The following is a 22,544-nucleotide window of genomic DNA, read 5'->3' as shown; positions in this document are numbered from 1 at the left end:
CCTGAAAGAGCCTTTAAAGATATACGGCTTATTTATAAAACAGATGACAGTCCGGTCCTGCGACCGATCCGCTATATCAAAACAGCTTATACAAAGATACAGACGGGGAAACGATGCGATTTGTAATTCTATCTCTGCTGATTATGCTGACCTTTTCAGGGCCGGCATGGGCAAAACAACCGGTGGTCGGATTTGTGACCGGCGCGTCCGGACTCGGCGACCTGTCATTCAATGACATGAGCTACGGCGGAGTACGCAAGGCACAGCAGGAATTCAACTTCAAGCTTATCATACTTGAGCCGGGCAAAAACGGAGAGTCTACAGAAGAGGATTTTACGGCCCTGATACGGCAGTGCGATGTGCTGTTGCTGATCGGAGCCCAACACGAAAAACTTGTCAGGGAAGACAGCCCGAAATACCCGGATAAAAAATTCATAGTGATTGAAGTTCCGGTCCGCGGCAGGGACAATGTATCCTCTGTGGTTTTCAACCAGAAGGAAGGCTCCTTCCTGGCCGGAGCACTGGCTGCACTGATGAGTAAAACAGGTAAAATCGGTTTTATCGGCGGAACCAGAGTCCCCCCGGTAGCTGATTTCGAAATGGGTTATGTCGCCGGAGCGAAATACGGCGTGCCGGACATCAAAATAGACATAGACTATGTCTCCCCTCCGGGTGATTTTTCGGGATTTCAGAACCCGCAAAAGGGATATGCCATGGCTATGAACCAGTATCGCAATGGTGCGGACACGATTTTCACAGTTGCCGGATTAACCGGAAACGGGATAATAGAGGCCGCCAGAACTTCCGGCAAATTTGCCATCGGAGTAGATTCGGACCAGGACTCACTGGCCAAGGGCACAGTCCTCACCAGCATGATTAAAAAACTTGATGTTGCCTGCTACAACGAACTTAAATCCGTTATGCTCGGGAAATTCAAACCGGGTCCGTCCTTTTACGGTTTAAAGGAAAACGGAGTCGGCCTCAGCCCCATGCTCTACACCAGGAACATGATTCCCGATGAAATATTTCACCGGATATCCGAGATACGCGACAAGATAATAAAAAAAGAAATCAGTGTTGAACCCGCACCTTCCGCCCGCAGTACGGATTCATAACACAGGGTTGAACAGACTTAAAAGATGACTGACAGTCTAAGACTGAAAATTTCACTTGGCGCAGGCCTTATCCTTCTGCTGTTCTTCTTTTCGCTGGGGTACTACATAGTTGATTCCCAGCAGAAGCTGCTAAAGGACAACCTGTACGAACACGGCAACAGAATCGCCGCTCTTGCCGCACGCTCCTGCGCCGAGTATCTGCCCAGATTCAGCTTCTTTCTGGTTGAAGACCTGGCTCTTTCCATAGAGCAGTCTCCGCAGGTTGCTTTCTGCGAAATATTCGACCGGGACGGAGCGCCCCTCCTCCAGTCCGGCAACATAATTTCCAAGGCCCATGTAAGAAAGAACAAGCCGTCGTATGGGGATGACATCATGATCGTCTCAAGCCCCATCACGGTGGATAATGAAAATATAGGCCGGGTTGAAATCGGCATGAAACTGGACAAGGTAAAAAAGGAAATCGGCAACAAGACCATAAACCTGGTCATGCTTTTCAGCGCCTGCCTTATCTGCACCCTTATCGCTCTGGACGCATTTTTTCAGAGGATCATAATTGCGCCGCTTCGACTTCTGGGCACAAGTACACGCAAGATAGCCCGCCGCCAGTTCGTCACGGTCAACCTTGGCAACCGCATGGATGAGATAGGTATGCTGGCCCTCAACTTCAATAATATGAGCAGGAACCTGGAGGGGCTGTACAAAAATCTGGAAGTGAAAGTTCAGGAACGCACCCACGAGCTTGAAGCGGCCAACAGGCAGTTGGTCAAGGCCATTGCAAAATCGGAAGCAATGGCTGTTGAAGCGGCCAAGGGTACTGTTGCTAAATCACAATTTCTCGCAGCCATGAGCCACGAAATAAGGACTCCCATGAACGCCATTCTGGGTATGGCGGAGATTCTGGCGGAGTCGGAGATGAACAGCGAGCAGAAACGCTTTGTGGGCATTCTGCAGGAATCCGGAGAAGCACTGCTGCACCTGATCAATGAAATTCTGGACTTGAGCAAGATTGAAGCTGGAGAAATCGCTTTTGAAAACAATGAAATAGACCTGGACAGAATAATCGGCAAGGCATTCAGGGTAACTTCGCACGCAGGACACGGCAAGGGGCTGGAACTCGCCTACAGCATAAACAGAGAAGTCCCGGTTCAGGTAATGGGCGATGCTTCAAGGCTGCAGCAGATTTTTGTAAACCTGATCGGAAATGCCATAAAATTTACAGAACGCGGCTTTGTCGTGGTCGAAACATCGCTTACCCAATCGGCGGCGGTGGACTCGGAAAATCAGGTGCTTATCCATTTCGCGGTCCGGGACAGCGGAATAGGTATTCCCGAGGACAAGGTGGAAGCTATTTTCGACAGGTTCACTCAGGCGGACTCCTCCACAACGCGCCAGTACGGGGGAACGGGACTGGGACTATCCATATGCAAATCCCTGTGTGAAGCCATGGGCGGAAAAATATGGATTGAAAGCAAAAAAGGCTTCGGAACCAGTGTCCACCTTAAAATCCCCTTCGAGCGCGACCCCCGGGGATCAATCCATAATTCTCCCCTGAAAGGGAAAGCAATCCTCGTGCTTGATGATCAGGATTATTCGAGGCATTCATTTGCAACACGCCTGGCATCAAGGACCTCCAAAATAGAAAAAGCCCAGAGTTTTGAGCAGGCAAGATCATTCATTCTGGATAAAGCGGCCCTGCCGCACTCTCATGATCTGTATCTGGTGCGGGACTCCATCCACGAATGGAGCTGGCAGCAGACAATTTCATCACTCACACAGCTCGGGGTTGCGGAGGAAAGAATAATCCTCCTGACCACAGTCGGGCACGACTACATAGATAACTTCAAGGGAATGGTGCAGCTTTCCCCTCCGGACCTGTACAGTCTGGAAAAATCCGCCAAAGACATCTTTGAACGGTCCAGACTTATCGAAAACGAGGCTTATGCGGATAAATCGTCAAAAGTTGTAAGCATTAATTCCGCCCGCACCGCCAGCAGAAAAATGCGCTCCCTGAACATACTGCTGGTGGAAGACAACAAAGCCAACTGCATGCTGATCCAGCTGTTCCTTAAAGAGCTTCCCCACAAACTGGACATTGCGCACAACGGGGAGGAAGGGTTCAAAAAGGTTCAGGACCAGCGTTTCGACATAGTTTTCATGGATATTGAAATGCCGGTCATGGACGGCTACGAGTGCACGCGCAAAATAAGGACCTGGGAAAGCAACACCTCCACCAAGCCAAGCATGGTTGTGGCCTTGACCGCCCACGCACTGACCGAGGCCCAGGAAAAAATCATGGCCGCAGGGTGCGACTCCTTCCTCACCAAACCGATATCAAAAGATAAAATAATCGGCACGATAAACGAATTGTGCAACCCGTACATGAGCTGACAGCCCCACAACCGCCTACAACCGTCCAGACATCCTTATCCCCCCCGGGCTGTCCGCGCTGAACAACCTGGGAGATTTAAGAAGAGTGCCTCCCGGACTCCATTTTCCATTCCCGGACGGTTTCGCGCACGCGGGGGTAGAGACTGCTTTCCTCTTTATAATGTTCGGCAAAAACATGCAGGGCTGTACCGCCGCGGGGAGAAAAAATACCTTTGACCCGCATCCATAAAGGAGCAAGGCGCCCGACAAAATGATCAAGCATATTATTGGTGATGGTTTCCATGAAAGACTGGTGATTGCGGTATGAGCCCATATAGAGCTTGAAACTTTTTGACTCCACGCAGAGTTCGTCCGGTATGTACTCCACTATTATCGTGGCAAAATCAGGCTGTCCGGTAACCGGACACAGGGAAGTGTACTCAGGATATTCAATGCTTATTATATAAGGCCTGTCTGGAAAATTATTAGGAAAAGTCTCGAGAATTTCCGGAGATGGTGAGTCATAATTATATTCTGTCGCCCCTGCTTTTCCTAGAGAGACAAGCTGTTCTGTCCTGTCCTGACTTCTGGTTGTCTTCACCTGTTTTCTCCATATATTTTAAAAGTTATCCCGAAAGACACCGTATGCATCCGTGCCTATGGTCTACGTTTCTGCGGGGCAGATACCAGTTTGCTTCCAAAAAGGAAACCGGGTGATACCGGTAATGAAATTTGCGGTCAGCAATTTATTTTGACTTCCTGTTGGATTGCTGGCAAGGCTTTTTACCTGACGTAATCCCGAAGCAGCGCATCCGAGGAACGGGACTTTCTCCCTTTTGCCCGGTCCGGGCTGTCTCTGCTTCACGTAATTAATTTTCAACACAAGGGAATCCAATGCTCTCTTCAACTTTTGAACGCAAGGCGTTCACACTTCTGACCAGTCTTTTTATTGGCTCACTGGTAATTGCGGCCGTAGTTTCTTCCAAAATAATCAACATCTTCGGGTTCTATGCTCCTGCCGGAGTACTCGCATATTCGCTGACATTCATTGTCTCGGACGTAATCAGCGAAGTATGGGGCAGGGAAAGAGCCAACGAAGTGGTGCAATGCGGATTCATTGCCCTTATTGCTGCCATCGTGCTTTCCTGGGCGGCATTGCACTGGACTCCGGCACCATTCTGGAACGGGCAGGAAGGCTTTGCCTCCGTACTTTCCAACACACCCAGAATTGTCCTGGCCTCACTTGTGGCCTATCTGGTCAGCCAGACTCATGATGTATGGCTGTTTCACCTGCTGCGGGGAATAACCGGAGAAAAACACCTCTGGCTGAGAAACAATGTTTCTACTGTAATCTCACAGCTTCTCGACTCGACAATCTTCGTAACAATCGCCTTCTACGGAATCATGCCGGTGACCGATATCATTATCGGACAGTGGTTTGCGAAAATATCAATCGCCCTGCTGGATACGCCGTTCGTGTATATGGCCGTATCCCTCATCCGCAACAGGGCCGTCCCGGCACACGCATCCTGACCTGCGAACGAGATATAAGCATATAAAGAGAGAAGGCCGGAACAGGGATAGCGAACATCCCGTTCCGGCCTTATTCATTGCCTACGCAAAACAACTGCCGCAGCACTGAAAAGATACAGCCGGGTACGCTTATCGTTAAACGGACCGCCCTTCCCCCTTACTTTTGCACGCAACTCTGGTATGCTGGATCATACGTTTCAAACTACACGAAGAATCGGAGAACAGATGAAGGACCGGACCGAAAGATCATACGGGCTTACAGCCCAGTTGCTGATCCCCATGCTCACTCTGGTCATGGTCATGGGGATTTTCATCTTTTCGTGGTCCTTCTACCTTTCCAAAAGCTCACTGGAAACGGAACTCGGAATTGATGCCGAAAAAACCAAAAGCCTTGTGGAACTTACACTTGACGACATTCTTGAGGACATACAGGACGACCTTGTGCAGATGTCCGCAAACCGGGAATTCAAAACCGCGGTAAAAGAGGGAAACAGGGACAGCGTAGACCGGATATTATACGATTTCATGAGTTCGCGGCAGGGATACCTGATGGATGTTCTGACCGTGTTAACGAAAGACCGAAAAAAATGGGTGGAAGCCGGAATCATCGAATTACCGGTTCTGCAAATCCAAAACAGAACCGGCAGGACGGACCTGACCGATGCGTCATGGGAATGCCTTTCATTTCAAACCATGAACAATATTCGCACCATGATCATCTGCACGGTTCCGATATATGACGAGGCCGGGAACATTTGCGGAACTTTATATGGCGGCATGGACCTCAATTCCAACGTATCCTTCATAGACAGACTGAAAAAAGTCTCCGCAGCCATCAATGCGGCCCTGATCAGCAGGCACAGACTGATAATAAGTACCTCCAGCCCGTCATCACAGGAAATGAAGCGGCTTGTGAAATGGTCGGAACAGGCCGGAACAGGCCAGGTCCTTATGCAGGACGATCTCATGTTTTCGGCAATTCAACTGCTGCCGGACAAATCCGACAGCCCGCTGCTGTTCACCTTTTCCCGTCACAACCCGGCATTTGAATCCCTGAAAAAGCACTACATGCAGAACCTGCTCATTCTGCTGACGCTGGCAACAGTCCTGGCAGTGCTGACCGCCTGGGGCATGCAGAAGCATATTCTGGCCGCCCTTAGAAAACTTACAGACTATGCGGTAAGTGTTGCGGAGGGGAAACGGGATATGGGTTTTGAGGAAGGAAAAGTCAGGGAATTCAACCAGCTGGGATCAGCCCTTGAGACTATGGTGAATCGCCTTGACGAGAACAGCACCTACATTTCGAAACTTTTTTCATCTGCCAAGGCCCCCATCATCACCTGCGACCTGCATGGGAAAATACTTGATATGAATCCTGCTGCAGAAGAGGTTGCCGGCACAACAAGGGAACTCAGCCCGAATCTGACGATTTCCGAAATTTTTCCGCAGGAATTTGCAGACCGTCTGAATTCCGGCCTGAAGGACACCATCGAAGGAGGAGCCACGCCTGTTGTCGAAATTCCGATTCAGGCCGACAACGAAAAATACAATTTCTTTATCTGGACCTTCTCCCCGGTACAACTGGAGGAAAATAAAAAACCCAGCTTTATCCTCCTTCAAGGACAAAATGTAACGGCGAGCAGGCTAGCAATGCAAAAGGCAAGGGAAAGCGAGGCAAGGCTCCGGCAGATAATTGATCTGCTCCCGCAGGACATTTACGCAAACGACCTGGATGGAAAATTTCTGCTGGTCAACCGGAAGAAGGCCAATCGGCTGGGCTTTGATGCCAAGGACATAACCGGCAAAAATCTTGCCGATATTTTACGGAACCCTGTGGAAGCAGCCCGGACCCTTGAGGATGACCGCATTGTAATCAAGCGCAACGAAAAGCTGCTTACCGAGGAAAGTTACATAGATAAATCCAGAAATACTCATTGGGTGGAGACCACGCGCGTTCCTTATATCTCCACAGAGAGCAACACACCGGCGATACTGACTATCTCGATGGATATTACCCGCGTAAAGGAAGCCGAGCAGGAACTTCAATCCCTGAACAAAGAACTCGTGGAAAGAGTCGCCATGCGGACAACAGAGCTGGAAAACGCCAATTCGGCATTGCTCAAATCCATGGACGAACTTCGCCAGACGCAGGACAAGCTTGTTGAAACAGAAAAAATGGCTTCGCTGGGGGAACTCGTCGCCGGGGTTGCCCACGAGATAAACACCCCCCTTGGTATAAGCGTAACCAGCGCGTCTTTCCTGCAGGAGATGATCTTCGGTCTCCGCACCCGGTTCAACAACGGCTCCATGAAACGCTCGGACTTGGAAAAATGTCTCAATACCGGCGGTGAAGCAATCGGCAATATAGTCAAAAATCTCGAGCGTTCGGCAAAACTGATAAGCAACTTCAAACAGCTGGCGGTAGACCAGACCTCCGATGACATAAGGCAGATCAACCTGAATGAATACCTGAAAGGTATAACCCTCTCGCTCAAATCCAAAACCAAGGAGCACAACCACACGCTTGAGGTCGAATGTCCCAACGGGCTGGAAATAAGAATTTCACCGGGCTCCCTTATGCAGGTACTGACAAACCTGGTCAACAACTCGATAACACACGCATTCCCGGACCGGGAAAACGGTCATATAAAAGTCGAAGCCAAACGGAACGGCAACGGTATTTTACTGACCTATTCAGATGACGGGATAGGCATGGACAATGAGCAGGTCATGAGGGTCTTCGATCCGTTCTATACAACGGCAAGAAGCTCCGGGAGTGCTGGGCTGGGCATGCACCTCGTGTACAACCTGGTGACCAGAGCCCTGAAAGGACGTATAGAATGTAAAAGTTCACCCGGAGAAGGCACCGTCTATGAAATCTGGTTCCCCATCAACCGTACGGAATGATGTTTTCCGCAAATATCAGAGAACAGATGTTTCAGACAACTCTGATGCCGGGTCGGCACGGCTCAAAAATATATTGTGAATTTTCTATCAATTAGCAGAACTTAGAACGGCGGATCAGTCTCGAACTCCATGACCTCTCCGGTTTTCGGATGAGTGAACCGCAGGTATCCGGCATGCAGCTTGAGTTGCCCCGGTTTTGTTCCCGTTCCGTACAGCCTGTCGCCGACAATCGGACAGCCAAGCCCCTGAGGATGCGCCGAATGGACCCGCAGTTGATGTGTACGACCGGTGTGCGGGGTAAACTCCACCCGCGTCCGCCCGTTTTCCACCCCCAGTTTGCGCCAGTGGGTGACTCCCAGCTTTCCGTGAATGGGGTCAAAGACCTGATAAGGTCTGTTGTAGGGGTCAAGCCGGAAAGCCATTTCAATGACCCCGCTCTCCCCTTTGATCAGCCCGTCAAGCAGCGCAATGTACCTTTTCCTGACCAGACGCATCTGAAACTGTTCCACAAGCTCTCGCACAGCCCGTGCGGTCAGTCCGAGCACAAGCAGCCCCGATGTATCCATGTCCAGCCGATGCACAGAAGGGAATTTCCGGCATTCCGGAAACATCTTCTGCACCCTGGTGACAACGCAGTCCTGATTTTCAGGCCCGCGACCGGGAACAGACAAGAGCCCTCCGGGCTTGTTGACCACAACAATTTTGCGGTCGGAATAAACGATATCCAGCAGGTCAGTGTTGTTCATGGCAAAATATGATGGTTAAGCATTATTTTTATCTATCAGTCTTTTTGATCGAAACATGTCTTTACAGCAAATACTTCTATATTGGAAGGGATTAGTTCGTTACCCTTTTTACAGAATTGAACAACGGCACACGCTCAAATTACCAGGCATATATTCACAAATACTACTACAAATACGAATTTAATTCTAAATTATATTGTCTTACTATAATATTTTATTATTTCAGATCCCACAAGTATGATTTAATGAGGCATACCTCCTTCCAAACAGCCTGTTTGAACGGCTGTTTGTGGTAACACTAAATCAGAATTGTTATACATAAGCCCAAAAATCAGTTGTGAAAAAAATATCTATAAACAATATGAGGGGTTAAGCTGTATTTTGTAAAAAATTTCACAAAGTGCTCATTTTTTTGATTGCATAATCAAACAGAGAGATATATTTACTGATCAACGGATCAACGAAAGGTGCTGAAGACAAATTCCAGTGCCGAAAGCTGACCGAAGTTCAAGTCAGGCAAAAAATATATTTAAATAATAGTAACCAACTTTTACTTCCACACAAGTGGAACGGGTAACATGAGATGAAAAAAATGAGCGTACTTTTTCTTTTACTCCTGGTTATCGTGGCCGCAGCAGCAACCTCTGAAACTCTCGAATTCAAGGCCAAAAATGTAACCACCGTAGCGGAAGCCAGAGTTTCCGGAGCGGACACAAAGGCAGTGGTCAAAGGCCACATCGTAAGAAAAATCAACGACAACAAGTATGTTTTTCAGGACAAGACCGGTGAAATCATTATCGATCTCAGCTCCAAGGCAGGATCCCTCCCTGCTGACACAAACGCTGAACTCGAAATTGAAGGCAGGGTCGAGCAGGACCTCGTCTTCGCCGGAATCGAAGCCCAGAAAATATCCGTCCTCAACTAGTACGGACCTCACAAGGAATAACCATTCCGCATTCAGAAAGGCCGCAAGTCAGGCAGCCTGAAACTGAATTGTCAGCAGTATCAGGGCCGCGTCAATGACGCGGCCTTTCTGTTTTCTGCGCCCCCCACCTACCGCACAACAAAAACCACTTGAACTCACACAGATTCCAGAGCATATTTTCTCAGCCAGATAGATACAAAGCAGGTTGCACTGCAGCTCTGGTTCACAGACATCCGTGTGAACAGAAACAAAATATACGTGTTGGACTAACCAATTTCATGAAATACGCCTTTCCAAAATGCTCTCTGCCATCAGCAAGACTTGACAAAACAAATTTTATTTTTATATTTTGCCAAAAAGGAAACTTAAAGAGGTAGTATGCAGCTTAATCTTGAAGCAAAGGCAAAAGTGTTCAAGGCGCTGGGACATCCAAGCAGGCTGGCAATAGTTGAGAAGCTTTGCAGCGGCGAACTCTGCGTATGCGATATAGTCCCGGTAGTCGGACGCGATATTTCAACGGTTTCAAAGCACCTTTCCATCCTCAAGGAAGCAGGAGTGCTCAAGCAGCGAAAAAGCGGCACCAATGTCTACTACAGCCTTGCCATGGAGTGTGTGCCCGGATTTTTGGGATGTCTGGAAAACTTTTTCAGCAAACAATTTGAAGAGCAGGCCAGGGCATACGTAAAAAATTCATTGAAAAAACTGTAACAACCAAAAAGGCGCTCGCCTTTTTTTATTTGTCTATAATTTTCTTATTTGGCAAAATACACACAAAGGAGTCTACAATGGAAGAGCTAAATTTCAAACCCTGTTCCTGCACTTCCGCGTCCAAACCGGAAGAAAAAGGTCCGGTCCTGCCGGTAAGCGGCAAAGCCCTTTGGGCTGTGCTCGGACTGGGACTGATTATATGGTACGCGGTATATTCTCAACTTCCCGGGGTCTCGGACTATCTGACCTTCAATCTGGCCGGACTGACACCGGGCAGCCATCTTGGAGAAGCCGTCCGCTTCTTTCTATATGACACCCCCAAGGTGCTAATGCTTCTGGTGCTGGCCGTTTTCGGCATAGGCATAATCAGATCATTCGTAACAGTTGAATGGACCCGTAAGGTTCTGGCCGGCCGCAAGGAATACGTCGGTAACGTCTTTGCAGCCCTCCTGGGTGTGGTTACGCCGTTCTGTTCCTGTTCGGCAGTTCCGCTGTTCATAGGTTTTGTAACCGGCGGCGTGCCGCTCGGAGTAACTTTTTCCTTTTTGATTTCAGCCCCCATGGTCAATGAAGTAGCCCTGATAATGCTGTACGGACTGATGGGCTGGAAAGTGGCCGCCCTCTATTTCGTCACCGGCATAGCCATCGCGATTATAGCCGGATGGACTATCGGCCGGTTGCACATGGAAAAACATGTGGAAGACTGGGTACGCCTTGCCACGGCGCAGAACAGCGGGGCAGATTCGCGCATGAGCATTGAAGAACGGGTCGTATTCGGACTTGAAGCAGTCAGGGATATTATCGGCAAAGTGTGGTTGTATGTCGTTCTCGGCATCGCTGCCGGTGCCGTAATTCACGGCTATGTGCCGGAGGACATGATGGCATCAATTATGGGCAAGGATGCATGGTGGGCGGTTCCGGCCTCCGTTGTACTCGGAATCCCCATGTACACCAACGCAGCCGGAGTAATCCCCATTGTTGATGCCCTCCTTGGCAAGGGTGCGGCCCTGGGCACGGTGCTGGCCTTCATGATGAGCGTAATCGCCCTTTCCTTTCCCGAAATGGTCATCCTGCGCAGAGTCCTCAAGCCCAGACTTATTGCGGTTTTTGCCGGGGTCGTCGGCCTTGGAATCCTTATCGTCGGTTACCTGTTTAATATGGTGATCTAACAATACCTCCAAACCTCTCCAGCCCGTGCGGAAATTTTCCGCGCGGGCTTTTTTCATCCAGCCGTTTTATTCAGCACCGGAATATGCTACATTATAGATGGAGGGCGAAACTATGAGCGACACTTATGAAACCGGATTCCTTGTGGTCAGTTGCTCCGGATGTTCATGCTCAGGTCAGGCAACCAACGATCTGGCTGTCGAACTCAACAGAAGCGGTTTTGCACGCATGGTCTGCCTTGCCGGTATCGCAGCAGGGCTGGACAACTGTGTTGCGGACGCCGCCAATGTTCAGGATCTGATTGTCATCGACGGATGCGTAAACGCATGTGCGAAAAAAGTACTCGAAAAGGCCGGAATCAAACCGGTCCACACGTTCTGCCTGACTGAAATGGGTCTGGAAGGCCAGGACACCGAAATAGACAGCGAACTGCTGGAGAAATTACGCTTAAAGATCAAGCAGGTTTTCGGCCAGAGCAGAACCGCGACCAAGTATGCTGTTTGCGGATGCGAGACATGTGTTAGAGAATAACAAAAACACTGCCACAATTTATAATACAATTTAATAACCAATTGACACTTACTAGCGAAGTAACTTTAAAACAATTTTATATTTACTAAATTTACAAATCATGGAGCCCCTGGTGCCCAAGGCTTTGATAATTGATTCCAGCAAATTTTCGGCATCCTTCATAGGTAAAGCTCTGCAATTAAGCGGATTCAATTTCGACATTGCCGATTCCTACGAAAAAGCCGAAGAATTATTAAATAAGCACACATATTTTGTCGGCTTAAGCAGTATTGTTATAGAGGGAGTTGCCTCGGGCAAAGGAATAGACCTGCTGCTGGAGCACAAAATTCCGGCCATCGCGGTGACCTCTTCGTTGGATGAATCTGTACTTACCGAAATAAGCAAAAAAAACATCGTCGACTATGTGCTAAAAAAAAGTGAGCACGCCAAATACATAGAAAAAATTGTACGCAGGGTATACAGAAACAAAAAAATCAAAGTAATGGTTGTTGATGACTCTCGTTCAGTCCGCTCATGGCTGTCCAATATCCTGCAACGGCAAGGACTGACTGTACTAACAGCAGCAAATGGACGTGAAGCTGGCCGACTTTTCAACAGCAACCCGGACATTAAACTGGTCCTCACGGATTATACAATGCCCGAAATGGACGGATTAGAACTGACGGCACACCTGCGCACAATAATGCCCATGGATGAACTCAGCATAATTGTCCTTTCATCTGACTCCAAATCACGAACCGCACCACTATTCCTGAAAACCGGCGCCAATGATTTCATCCACAAAAGTGCTAGCATTGAAGAAGTACTCTGCCGTGTAAATTCAAACCTGGACGCCCTCGAAATGATTCAGGAATCAAGGGATATAGCCAATAGGGACTTTCTTACCGGAATATGGACCAGACGATACTTTTTCGAAAACGCTGAGCAGATTTACAGCCGCTATACTCAAAACAACCTACCGTTATCTCTGGCAATCATGGACATAGACCATTTCAAAAAAGTCAATGATTCGTTCGGACACGACGCGGGGGATGCTGTTCTCAAGCAATTTGCAACTCTTCTTACTGAATATGTAGGAGAAAAGGGCCTGGCAGCACGATTAGGAGGGGAAGAATTTACGATAATCCTAGACGATGTTGAATCCGGGGCCACGTACCATTTTCTTGATACATTTCGTGAAAAGGTAAAAAGATCACCTGTCATACACAAGGGGCAAAAAATAACCTATACAGTTTCCATCGGCTGCACAGAGCATAGAGGCTCCTCTTTATCGGATATGATCAGCCGGGCAGACACCATGCTTTACAAAGCTAAAACTGAAGGACGTGACAAAGTTTACTGTGATGTATAGAAAGCTTTTAGCCCTAGGACGATCATTTAAACCCAGTTGAGACATGATAGATCAACTTAAAGTTACCGCGATTGTGAAGCAACAGCCCCCTTGATCCACGAACCGGATCAGGGGGGCTTCTCTTTATCCCCACCGATTTATTTGCTTAGCATCTCCTGCGGGATATGCTATATGACACAAAAAGCGAATCTTCATTCCTGAAACAATAAGTCATAAAGAGGGGGTACCCATGTTAAGCATGAAAGAATTCTTCGGTAACGGAGAGATAGTGAACCTGGCGGAACAGGCTGTGTACGAAGAACTCAACGCATTCATTGATAAAAAGGAAGTAGAGTTCTGCCAGTGTGACAAATGCCTGTTCGACATTGCCTGCGTTGTCCTGAACAACATTCCAAGCATGTACTCGTCCAGCATTGCGGACCGAACATATCCTTCTTCCGAATTCAAAATCGGTTTCGACCAGTTGAAGGAAGCTGCCGCAGCGGAAATTCCGAAAGCAATCAGAAGGGTCAAGGACAGACTGCATCATTAAACTTAACAAACTTAATACTGTCCTGAAAATAATTTACTTTTTTTTAAATTTGGAATCAGTTAATGTCGGCCTGTTTCGTAATCAGGCAAAACATAAAAAGAACTACTGCAAGCTGCTGAAATGCTTCACAAGCTAAAAACCAAACATTAATTTTCATGGCGGAAACATTGATGAGAACAACTATGAAAAAACTCCCTATCCTGGCGCTGTTGCTGACCCTTACTGCCCTTTACGGCTGCTTTGACGAAGATGGCAAATCCGGGCAACAGGCTCAGGCCGTTCCGGTAAAAGTTATCAAGGTTGAAGCGCGTGAGTTCCCGGTTATGGGTGAATACGTAGCTCAGATAGAAGCCATGAAAACGGTTGATATTCAATCCAGAGTGCAGGGGCATCTCAAGGAACGCCACTTTGAAGAAGGTCAGGTGGTTAATGAAGGGCAACTGCTTTTCGTCATTGATCCCCGCCCATACAGGGAAAACCTGAACAAGGCCGAAGCGGAACTGGCCAGCAGCCAGGCATCTCTCAACAAGGCCATCAAGGACTACAAGAGATTCAAAGCCCTTTTTGATCAGGGAGCCGTCAGCCGAGAGGAATTTGACTCGAAAATAACCGACCGTCAGGTTCTGGAAGCAAATGTCAGCAACGCCAGGGCGGAAGTGGAAGAAGCCAAACTGGATCTCGGCTTTACCAGCATATACGCCCCGATGAAAGGAATCATCGGCCGCACCAAGGTAAACCTCGGTTCATTGATCGCAAAAGAAGCCACAGTTCTGGCAACAATCTCCGCGATTGACCCGGTATACGTCAACTTCAGCATCCCGGAAAAAGAATATCTGGTAGCGATGAGGGAGATAAACACCCGAAGAGCGGAAGGCAAAGGCCCGAAAAAGACTAACCTGCAGATTATTCTCGCAGACGGCAGCCTGTACGAGCATAACGGGACGCTCAACATGGCCGACCGCGCCGTGGACTCCTCCACAGGAACCTTAGGCATAAGAGCTGAATTCCCCAACCCGGACAGAATCCTGCGCGACGGACAGTACGCCAAAGTTGTTGCCCTGCTGAAAAAATACGACAGCGCCCTGGTTATACCCAGCAGAGCCATCCTTGATGTTCAAGGACGCAAATCCCTGCTGACAGTGACATCCAACGGTACTGTTGTTGAAAAACCGGTCACCCTTGAATATCAGACAGACAGCACGGCCATAATCGGCTCCGGAGTCGAGGCCGGGGATTTGATCATTGCAGACGGTGTAAACAAAATAAGACCCGGCATCACTGTTGCCCCTCAGGTCGTGCAGCAGAATGTAGCGGAATCAATCAAAGAGCAGGAATAAAGCCAGCTGTCGGAGTCCTCAGGATATTGGTGTGAGGACAAACAATGTATAGCCACAGGATACTACTTCATGGTCAATTTCTTTATCGACAGACCCATTTTTTCATCGGTCATATCCATTATTATCACCATGGTCGGGCTGCTGAGCATTTTCACGCTGCCCATAGCACAGTATCCTGAAATAGCGCCGCCGACAGTACAGATATCAACTTCCTACAACGGTGCCAGCGCGGATGTTGTGGAACAGACCGTTGCAGCCCCTATCGAAGAGCAGGTCAACGGAGCACAGGACATGCTCTACATGAACTCCATCAGTTCCAACGATGGGCGTATGGTCCTGAACGTGACCTTTGACCTGGGCCGCGACCTTGAACTGGCTACAGTGGATGTGCAGAACAGGGTCAGCCTTGCTACACCGCAGCTCCCTTCAGATGTAACCAAATCCGGGGTCTCGGTTAAAAAGCAGTCACCCAGCATGATCTGCGTCATCAGCCTGCTCTCGCCCGAAGGCACGTTTGACTCCCTGTTCCTCAACAACTATGCGAAAATAAACCTTTTTGACGCGATTTCGCGTATTCCCGGCGTGGGCAGTGTTTCGCTTTTCGGTGATCAGGACTACGGCATGCGCATCTGGCTTGACCCGGACAAAATGGCCCGCATGGGCATCACCTCGGACGATGTGGTCAGCGCTGTGCAGGAACAGAACATACAGGCCCCGGCCGGACAGGTCGGACAGCCTCCGGCAAGCACCGGGCAGCAGTTCCAGTTCACGGTGCGGGTCAAAGGACGGTTGAGCGAACCTGAAGAATTCGGAAACATAATCGTCAAGGCCAATCCTGACGGCAGCATTGTACACATAAAGGATGTAGCCAGAGTGGAAATGGGCTCCAAATCCTACTCGGCATTCGGACGGCAGGGAGAAAAGGATGCCGCCATGCTGCTGGTCTACCAGCTCCCCGGCGCAAACGCTCTCGACATAGTCGAGCAGGTCAGAGCGACCATGAAAGACCTTTCCGGCTACTTCCCCACCGGAATAACGTACGACATCCCCTACGATACAACCCTGTTCGTAACCGCCTCCATTGACGAGGTTCTCGACACCCTCTACGAAGCCATGGCCCTTGTCTTTATCGTGGTCTTCATCTTCCTGCAGAACCTTCGGGCCACCATTGTTCCCATGATCGCGGTGCCGGTATCGCTGGTCGGAACTTTCGCGTTTTTCCAGGTACTCGGCTTCTCCATCAACACCCTTACCCTTTTCGGAATGGTCCTTGCCATCGGTATTGTTGTCGATGATGCGATCGTTGTTGTGGAAGCGGTGCAATCGAAAATAGACGAGCTTGGAATGGACGCCAGAACCGCTACCAAGGAAGCAATGAAAGAAGTATCCGGCCCGATTGTAGCAACAACGGCCGTGCTTATAGCCGTATTCGTGCCCGTGGCGTTCATGGGCGGGATTACCGGCCAGCTGTACCAGCAGTTTGCTCTTACTCTGGCGGTTTCCGTGGCTATTTCCTCGGTAAACGCTCTGACCTTCTCCCCGGCCATGTCCGCACTTCTGCTCAGACCCCAGCATGAAATGCGCGGACCTTTGGGGGCATTCTTCAGGTTGTTCAACAAATATTTCAGCAAGGTAACCTCAGGATATACTTCCGGAGTAAAGTTGATCATCAGGAAATCGGCGATAGCTCTGGGTATTTTTGCCGTCCTCATGTTCGGCACGTACACTTTGTTCAAAACAGTGCCCACCGGCTTTGTTCCCAACGAGGATCAGGGCTACTTCATGATCAACGTGCAGCTTCCGGAAGCAGCGTCTCTGGAACGCTCTGACGCTGTTGTCAAAAAAGTTGAAAACATTCTCAAGGAAGAAGCGGGAATAAAAGACTTCTTCGCCCTTGGAGGATTCAACCTGATCACCGCGGCCTATTCGTCATACACCTCTACCCTCTTTGCGGTTCTTGATCCATGGGACCAGCGCAAGTCTCCGCAACTGCATGTAAACGCCATCCTGCGCAAGGTTCAGAAAAAACTCATGGGCATACAGGAAGCCAGAATCATCTGCTTCAACCCGCCGCCCATCAACGGTATAGGCTCAACCGGAGGGCTGCAGTTCGAACTGCAGGACCGCTCCGGCGGAACAGTTGAGGAACTGGCCCAGGCGGCCAGGGATTACATGGCGGCACTGGCCAAGCGCCCTGAACTGATGAATATCTTCACCACCTTCAGTGCCAACGTTCCCCAGCTATATGTAGATGTGGACCGCGACAAGGTCCGCAAGCTCGGAATACCGCTTAATGGAGTATTCAGCGCCCTGCAGACCTTTCTCGGCGGATACTACATCAATGATTTCAACAAGTACGGCAGAACGTACAGGGTTATGGCCCAGGCGGACTCCCAGTTCCGCACCAGCCCCGACGATGTATCCAGATTTTACGTGCGCGGTGATACCGGGAAAATGATCCCGCTTTCCACCCTGATCAACCAGAAAAAAATCTACGGACCTGAATACATCCGGCGTTACAACCTGTTCAGAGCTATTGAAATAACCGCATCCACCGCCCCCGGCTACAGCACGGGTCAGGGCATAGCCGCCATGGAAGAAGTCGCAAGACAGACCCTGCCCCGCGGCTACGGATTCGACTGGACCAACATTGCCTATCAGGAAAAGAAATCCGGTGGTGAAATAATCGTCATTTTCGCGTTGGCTGTGACCATGGTCTTTCTGGTCCTTGCGGCGCAGTATGAAAGTTGGATCATTCCGCTGGCAATTGTATTCGCTGTTCCTCTGGGAGTCTTCGGCGCCATTTCCGGTCAGTTCATCCGCGGGCTGGATAACAACGTCTACGCCCAGATCGGCTTGATCATGCTGGTAGGGCTGGCGGCCAAAAACGCGATTCTCATCGTGGAATACGCACGCCAGAAATTTGAACACGGTGAACCGCTTATCGAAGCGGCCATTGATGCTGCAAAATTACGTTTCCGGCCCATCCTGATGACCTCCTTCGCCTTCATACTTGGAGTTGTGCCGCTGGTGGTGGCACAGGGGGCAGGTTCGGCCAGCCGCCACGCACTTGGAACATCCGTATTCGCAGGCATGATCGCCGCCACACTCATGGGCGTGCTCTTTGTGCCGCTCTTCTACGTGCTGCTGGAAAAAATTAGACTCAGGAAGGAAAAAGACAAAGCATCATTGTAATCAAATACGCATTTCAAAAAAGACAGATTAAATCCATATGTTACTCAGCTTAGCACAACTGCGGACTTCTCACCCTGAAGTTATTCCTTTCTGAAAAGAAAGAAATGAGCCCACACGGCACAGACGACTCCGATAAGGAGCCCGAATAACACATCGGAAGGATAATGCTTTCCCACTACCACTCTGCTTATTCCGGCCAATACGGCGACAGCAAGGGGAAGATAGTGGAGATATCTTTTACGCGGCAGGACAAAATACAGAGCTGTGGCCAGTGAAAATGCCCGAAGGGTATGGCCCGAAGGAAAAGAATTCTTCAGGTACTCGCCCGAAAACCATGTAAATCCGTAAGAGCCGTCTTCAAAAAACAACGGGGGACGACAGCGCCCGAAAAACCACTTCAGTTCATCCCCCAAAAGCATGGCTGAGATGGTAGAAAGCGCCAGCAGCAGAATCATCCGGGCACGCTGTCCGAAACCGTAGAGCATTGCGTCAAGCGCTCCGGCGACCAGAGCAAAAAAGGCTACCGTCTGAATGACTGTTTTGGACGCGAACCAGCTTATAAACTTACCTACTGTAATCCATAAGCTTCCTTTCAATGCATGCGCGGCTTCCGCCAGCGGCAGATCCCAGAAAAGATAGAAGGGAACTATAAGAATAACGGTCATCAATGCCGCCATGAAAGTATATACGACAAGAGTTCGCGAGCTGCTGAGCATCAAATCCTCCGCTTGAATACAGAATTCTGGTTTCAGTTGCCGCCACCTGCGGGGACAGCAGGCAGTTGCACGTAGAAGTTTGTACCTTCGGTCACGGAGGAATCAAACCATGTCCGGCCCTGCAGATAATTCTCGGTAAACATTTTTACGCTGTATGTACCAAGCCCCCTCCCTTTTCCTTTGGTGGAAAAAGAGCGCTTGAAAATCTGGTGGGCAACGGTAATGGGGATCGCCCCTTCATTATTGACCGAGAAAAGAACTCCCCCGTTATTCCTGACCGCGTTTACTGTAACAGTACCGCCCTGCGGCGAGGCTTCCAAGGCATTTTTCACAAGATTTTCCAGAATGCGGTAAAGAATGCGTTTATCGGTGGTAATTTCTGATTCATCTGCATGCCACTCTATTGATATTTCTGAATCTGCTACCAATTGACTCCCGGAAAAAAATGTACAGACTGAATCAACAATTTCCCGCACGGGAAAACGTTCGTTACAGATTTCAAGCTGATGCGCTTCCGCCGAAACAAAAAGGCGATGTGCATTTATTTCATTGGCCATAAAAAGAGCCCGGTCGACAACCATTGCGGCAAGCTGCCTGGAACTGTCCTTTATCGCGTCTTCCTTAAGCAGGCTTCCTGCGCTGACAATACCGTTGACTGCATTCATCAGGTCGTGAAGAAATATTTTTTCCACAACTTCCTTGTTCTTGCTGTCAGAAATATCCGTCATATAGACAATAGCGAATAACTCGTCCCCTATCTTCAAAGGAGCGGCTGTAACCTGAAAAATGTAGGAACTGACCATACCGCTCAAATCGGCAAGCAGCATGCACTCTTCTGTCCCTACTTGCCCGGAAAGCGCGTCATGAATCGCAAGGAATGCCCCGCAATTGATGCAGGGATCGGACTCCCCGCACCTGTTGTTCCTCGCATTACCGCAATGGAATATTTCCCCCGGCCTTTTGCCTAAAATCCCTCCGGGAATGTTATCAATAGCCCGCTCAGCCAGGGACCTGTTGTAAAGGACAACCTCGCGTTCGCTGTTTACGATAAAGGATATGTGCGGGACAGAGTCGATCAGCCCTGCCGCAAAGCGATCCCGAAGCATTTCATTCTGTTTCATTACATGCTCCGGGCAGGTATCCAGGTCCTGTGCAAGATATTCGGCAGTCTTACTCATCCACTCTCCGTTGCAAAATTCGACAACCTAATTTGAATCCGAAAACTCCATGACATGTCCCCCGCCCTCCATGAACAGCAGACCGTTCCTGCGGAACAGCAGGCGTGCACTTTCTAGAGCCTCCATAAATTCAAATTCCTGAGCAGCAAGGGATCCGGAACAGGCCTTGCGGGTCATTGCCAGCGGCCCGGTCCTGAATTCCTTGTTTTCGATGGAATAATGTCCCCTGAAGCTGTTGCAGCCTCCGGACCCGTAGATTTTACCATCACTGTCGAAACGAACCCAGATATGCGCAAAATCAACCAGTCCGTGTCCGTTGAGATCAACAAGCACCCATTTTGTATCTCTGGTGGAAACAAAATCCGGTTCCGGCGCAGCACCGTGCCCTGCACAACCGAAGAGAGACAATGCCCAGAAAATGAAAAGGATTAACAGGACAGGCCTGAAAATTGACGTTAAATTCATCTTGGAATCCTCCATACCTTTCATCATAACGTCAACAATCAGGATTTGGTAGAAAAAAATGGATAAAAACGGGCAAGAGGAAATCAGAGTCCGCAAAGCATATAGCCGAGAATGAGCCCGCACTTATCCGGACAGGAAGGATAAAAATGTTTGTGTAACCGGCTTCCGGACCTGTTTTCCATACCATAATAAAATTCCGCTATTGAGACAGGTTTGAAACCATTTTCGGCGGCGTAGTTAAGAAGCTTGGGAGCACAGCAGTCGCCGGTTCCGGTGGGCAGTCCGCCGGTTGTAAGAGCAATTTCAGGCATAGATTTCAACTCACCCCTGAAATTGCGGACCATGTAGGCGGAATGTATTTCGCGCATCAGCCCTCTTGATATTCGCCTGCGCTCGGAAAAGAGAGACCGGTATTCATCCGTATCCTTCCCGACTGCATCCATTTCCCTGCCAAGCTGCTTGATTCTACGCTCGGTAGCAGCGGTAATGGAAAAGAATACGTCTTCGTCCAGCAGCGGCGGAACCCACCCCGGAGCATTCCACTGACCGTTATACTGTCCGGAAAAAGCATGAGCGGTTCGGCGTTCCCCGGTCCGGTCCAGATAAACCATGACTCCGAACATCTGCCCTCTGGCCTGCCCGAAAAGCGGCTCGGCACTGCAGGCAGGATCGGCATCCTCCTGAGCAACGGCAAAATCAATCCGCCCGGCCTTATCCAGTTCATTCATCAGGTCCAGACAAAACGGAACAGCTTCGGACGAGCCGAGAGAATGATCTGTTTTACAGATTTCGCAGTAACCGGAGATACGGTGCTCATCCCTGGGAAATTGGTCCATATGTGTACTCGATAATATAAAACGGGGACATGCAAATGCACATCCCCGTTTATTTTTTTCAATCATGCAGAAGCCTACGGCCCTGTCTGACTATTCGACGGATCGGAACCCTTTATCAGCAGCAGATTCCATTAAAAGTTACAGAAACAATGCCGTATTCGATCTTTCCGCGGGGAGCGTTTACTATGACTTCGTCTCCTTCCTGCTTGCCGAGCAGAGCCTTGCCCACAGGAGATTCAATGGAGATTATGCCCTTCTTGAAATCGCTCTCGTCCGGTCCCATGATGGTATACTTCTTTTCTTCCCCGGTATCTATGTCCTCAAGCTCCACTGTGGCTCCGAAAGTTATCTTGCTTCCTCCGAGAGTCGCCAGGTCGATGACATTGAACTGGGGGATGCGGGACTCGATATAATTGATCTTGGCTTCCAGCATTCCCTGCCTTTCACGTGCTGCATGGTACCCGCCGTTTTCCTTGAGGTCACCTTCTTCACGTGCTTCCTTGATAGCCCGGATTACTTCCGGACGTTCCTTCTTGAGCTTATCAAGCTCAATTTTGATTTTTTCAAAACCTTCTTTTGAAATGGGTATGTTGCTCATTTCATAAACCTCGAATTATTCCGTCGTTGTCAATAAAAATGCAGCCACTTACAGGACGATAATCCCGAAAGCGGACTGCCGGTATACAGGGCAACCATCGGCTGCTTGAAATTTCTGCCTAGAACATACTCGACCAATGGTCAAGTCGCTTTTCCACGTACACGCCGGGAAGCAATAAAGCCAATTAAGTTTCTGACTGTTTGAACTGATATTCTAAGCGCATGAAAAAATAAGTCAAGCATCTGTAATGATACCGACTCCATTATGCATATATAACAGTTTGAAACATCAATATTTTTGCCGCACCAAATTCTATAATAGAATTTGTCGTTGCACG

Annotated in this window: 19 protein-coding genes; 12 read left to right on the top strand and 7 right to left on the bottom strand. The window is 49.2% G+C overall.

Going from position 1 to position 22,544, the window contains the following annotated elements; translation table 11 throughout:
* Positions 1-113: 113 nt before the first annotated feature.
* Both ACKU4E_RS15920 and ACKU4E_RS15915 read left to right on the top strand, forming a co-directional pair.
* Positions 114-1,115, top strand: coding sequence for a BMP family ABC transporter substrate-binding protein (locus tag ACKU4E_RS15920; protein WP_320172065.1), 1,002 nt, complete (start codon positions 114-116; stop codon positions 1,113-1,115).
* Between the two features lie 24 nt (positions 1,116-1,139).
* Positions 1,140-3,503: an ATP-binding protein gene (locus ACKU4E_RS15915; protein WP_320172064.1), complete on the top strand. Its 2,364-nt coding sequence runs from the start codon at positions 1,140-1,142 to the stop codon at positions 3,501-3,503.
* Between the two features lie 76 nt (positions 3,504-3,579).
* Here ACKU4E_RS15915 and queF read toward each other — a convergent pair whose 3' ends face one another.
* On the bottom strand, positions 3,580-4,083 hold the full coding sequence (gene queF / locus ACKU4E_RS15910; protein WP_320172063.1) for a preQ(1) synthase: 504 nt from the start codon (positions 4,081-4,083) through the stop codon (positions 3,580-3,582).
* A 293-nt stretch (positions 4,084-4,376) separates the two neighbouring features.
* Between queF and ACKU4E_RS15905 the strand changes: the two genes are divergently transcribed.
* Both ACKU4E_RS15905 and ACKU4E_RS15900 read left to right on the top strand, forming a co-directional pair.
* Complete coding sequence (locus tag ACKU4E_RS15905; protein ID WP_320172062.1) at positions 4,377-5,015, top strand: queuosine precursor transporter; 639 nt, start codon at positions 4,377-4,379, stop codon at positions 5,013-5,015.
* 225 nt (positions 5,016-5,240) lie between these two features.
* The gene (locus ACKU4E_RS15900; protein WP_320172061.1) at positions 5,241-7,922 is read left to right on the top strand and encodes a PAS domain S-box protein; all 2,682 of its coding nucleotides are present in this window, start codon (positions 5,241-5,243) and stop codon (positions 7,920-7,922) included.
* A 101-nt stretch (positions 7,923-8,023) separates the two neighbouring features.
* Here ACKU4E_RS15900 and ACKU4E_RS15895 read toward each other — a convergent pair whose 3' ends face one another.
* Positions 8,024-8,668 (bottom strand): RluA family pseudouridine synthase, encoded by a 645-nt coding sequence (locus ACKU4E_RS15895; protein WP_320172060.1) that lies wholly within the window; start codon positions 8,666-8,668, stop codon positions 8,024-8,026.
* Between the two features lie 592 nt (positions 8,669-9,260).
* On the opposite strand from ACKU4E_RS15895, the gene ACKU4E_RS15890 reads away from it, so the two are divergent.
* The 8 genes from ACKU4E_RS15890 (at position 9,261) to ACKU4E_RS15855 (ending at position 18,414) form a co-directional block, all read left to right on the top strand.
* A complete protein-coding gene (locus tag ACKU4E_RS15890; protein WP_320172059.1) occupies positions 9,261-9,593 on the top strand; it encodes a NirD/YgiW/YdeI family stress tolerance protein in 333 nt (110 codons plus the stop codon).
* 378 nt (positions 9,594-9,971) lie between these two features.
* Entirely contained in the window at positions 9,972-10,301 is a 330-nt protein-coding gene (locus ACKU4E_RS15885) for a metalloregulator ArsR/SmtB family transcription factor (RefSeq protein ID WP_320172058.1), read from the top strand.
* Positions 10,302-10,378: 77 nt separating this feature from the next.
* Positions 10,379-11,470, top strand: coding sequence for a permease (locus ACKU4E_RS15880; RefSeq protein WP_320172057.1), 1,092 nt, complete (start codon positions 10,379-10,381; stop codon positions 11,468-11,470).
* Positions 11,471-11,582: 112 nt separating this feature from the next.
* A complete protein-coding gene (locus ACKU4E_RS15875) occupies positions 11,583-11,999 on the top strand; it encodes a putative zinc-binding protein (RefSeq protein WP_320172056.1) in 417 nt (138 codons plus the stop codon).
* A 112-nt stretch (positions 12,000-12,111) separates the two neighbouring features.
* Positions 12,112-13,350, top strand: a complete 1,239-nt coding sequence (locus tag ACKU4E_RS15870) for a diguanylate cyclase (RefSeq protein WP_320172055.1) — start codon at positions 12,112-12,114, stop codon at positions 13,348-13,350.
* Between the two features lie 229 nt (positions 13,351-13,579).
* On the top strand, positions 13,580-13,882 hold the full coding sequence (locus ACKU4E_RS15865) for a late competence development ComFB family protein (protein ID WP_320172054.1): 303 nt from the start codon (positions 13,580-13,582) through the stop codon (positions 13,880-13,882).
* 182 nt (positions 13,883-14,064) lie between these two features.
* Positions 14,065-15,219 carry an efflux RND transporter periplasmic adaptor subunit gene (locus tag ACKU4E_RS15860; protein ID WP_320172053.1) on the top strand — a complete coding sequence of 385 codons (1,155 nt, stop codon included), beginning with the start codon at positions 14,065-14,067 and terminating at the stop codon, positions 15,217-15,219.
* 69 nt (positions 15,220-15,288) lie between these two features.
* The gene (locus tag ACKU4E_RS15855; RefSeq protein WP_320172052.1) at positions 15,289-18,414 is read left to right on the top strand and encodes a multidrug efflux RND transporter permease subunit; all 3,126 of its coding nucleotides are present in this window, start codon (positions 15,289-15,291) and stop codon (positions 18,412-18,414) included.
* Positions 18,415-18,494: 80 nt separating this feature from the next.
* Here the strand turns inward: ACKU4E_RS15855 and ACKU4E_RS15850 are convergent, their stop codons facing one another.
* The 5 genes from ACKU4E_RS15850 to greA all read right to left on the bottom strand — a co-directional run bounded on the left by ACKU4E_RS15850 (position 18,495) and on the right by greA (position 22,207).
* Entirely contained in the window at positions 18,495-19,130 is a 636-nt protein-coding gene (locus ACKU4E_RS15850) for a phosphatase PAP2 family protein (protein ID WP_320172051.1), read from the bottom strand.
* Between the two features lie 32 nt (positions 19,131-19,162).
* Positions 19,163-20,308 (bottom strand): HAMP domain-containing sensor histidine kinase, encoded by a 1,146-nt coding sequence (locus ACKU4E_RS15845; RefSeq protein ID WP_320172050.1) that lies wholly within the window; start codon positions 20,306-20,308, stop codon positions 19,163-19,165.
* A gap of 27 nt (positions 20,309-20,335) precedes the next feature.
* Positions 20,336-20,773 (bottom strand): META domain-containing protein, encoded by a 438-nt coding sequence (locus ACKU4E_RS15840; RefSeq protein WP_320172049.1) that lies wholly within the window; start codon positions 20,771-20,773, stop codon positions 20,336-20,338.
* A gap of 83 nt (positions 20,774-20,856) precedes the next feature.
* Positions 20,857-21,609, bottom strand: a complete 753-nt coding sequence (locus ACKU4E_RS15835) for a hypothetical protein (RefSeq protein ID WP_320172048.1) — start codon at positions 21,607-21,609, stop codon at positions 20,857-20,859.
* Positions 21,610-21,724: 115 nt separating this feature from the next.
* A complete protein-coding gene (gene greA, locus ACKU4E_RS15830; RefSeq protein ID WP_320172047.1) occupies positions 21,725-22,207 on the bottom strand; it encodes a transcription elongation factor GreA in 483 nt (160 codons plus the stop codon).
* Positions 22,208-22,544: the final 337 nt, after the last annotated feature.

It is taken from the genome of Maridesulfovibrio sp., assembly GCF_963677005.1.
GTDB lineage: Bacteria > Desulfobacterota > Desulfovibrionia > Desulfovibrionales > Desulfovibrionaceae > Maridesulfovibrio.
Note: the sequence above shows the minus strand (reverse complement) of the source record. Positions and strands in the feature narration are given on the sequence as shown.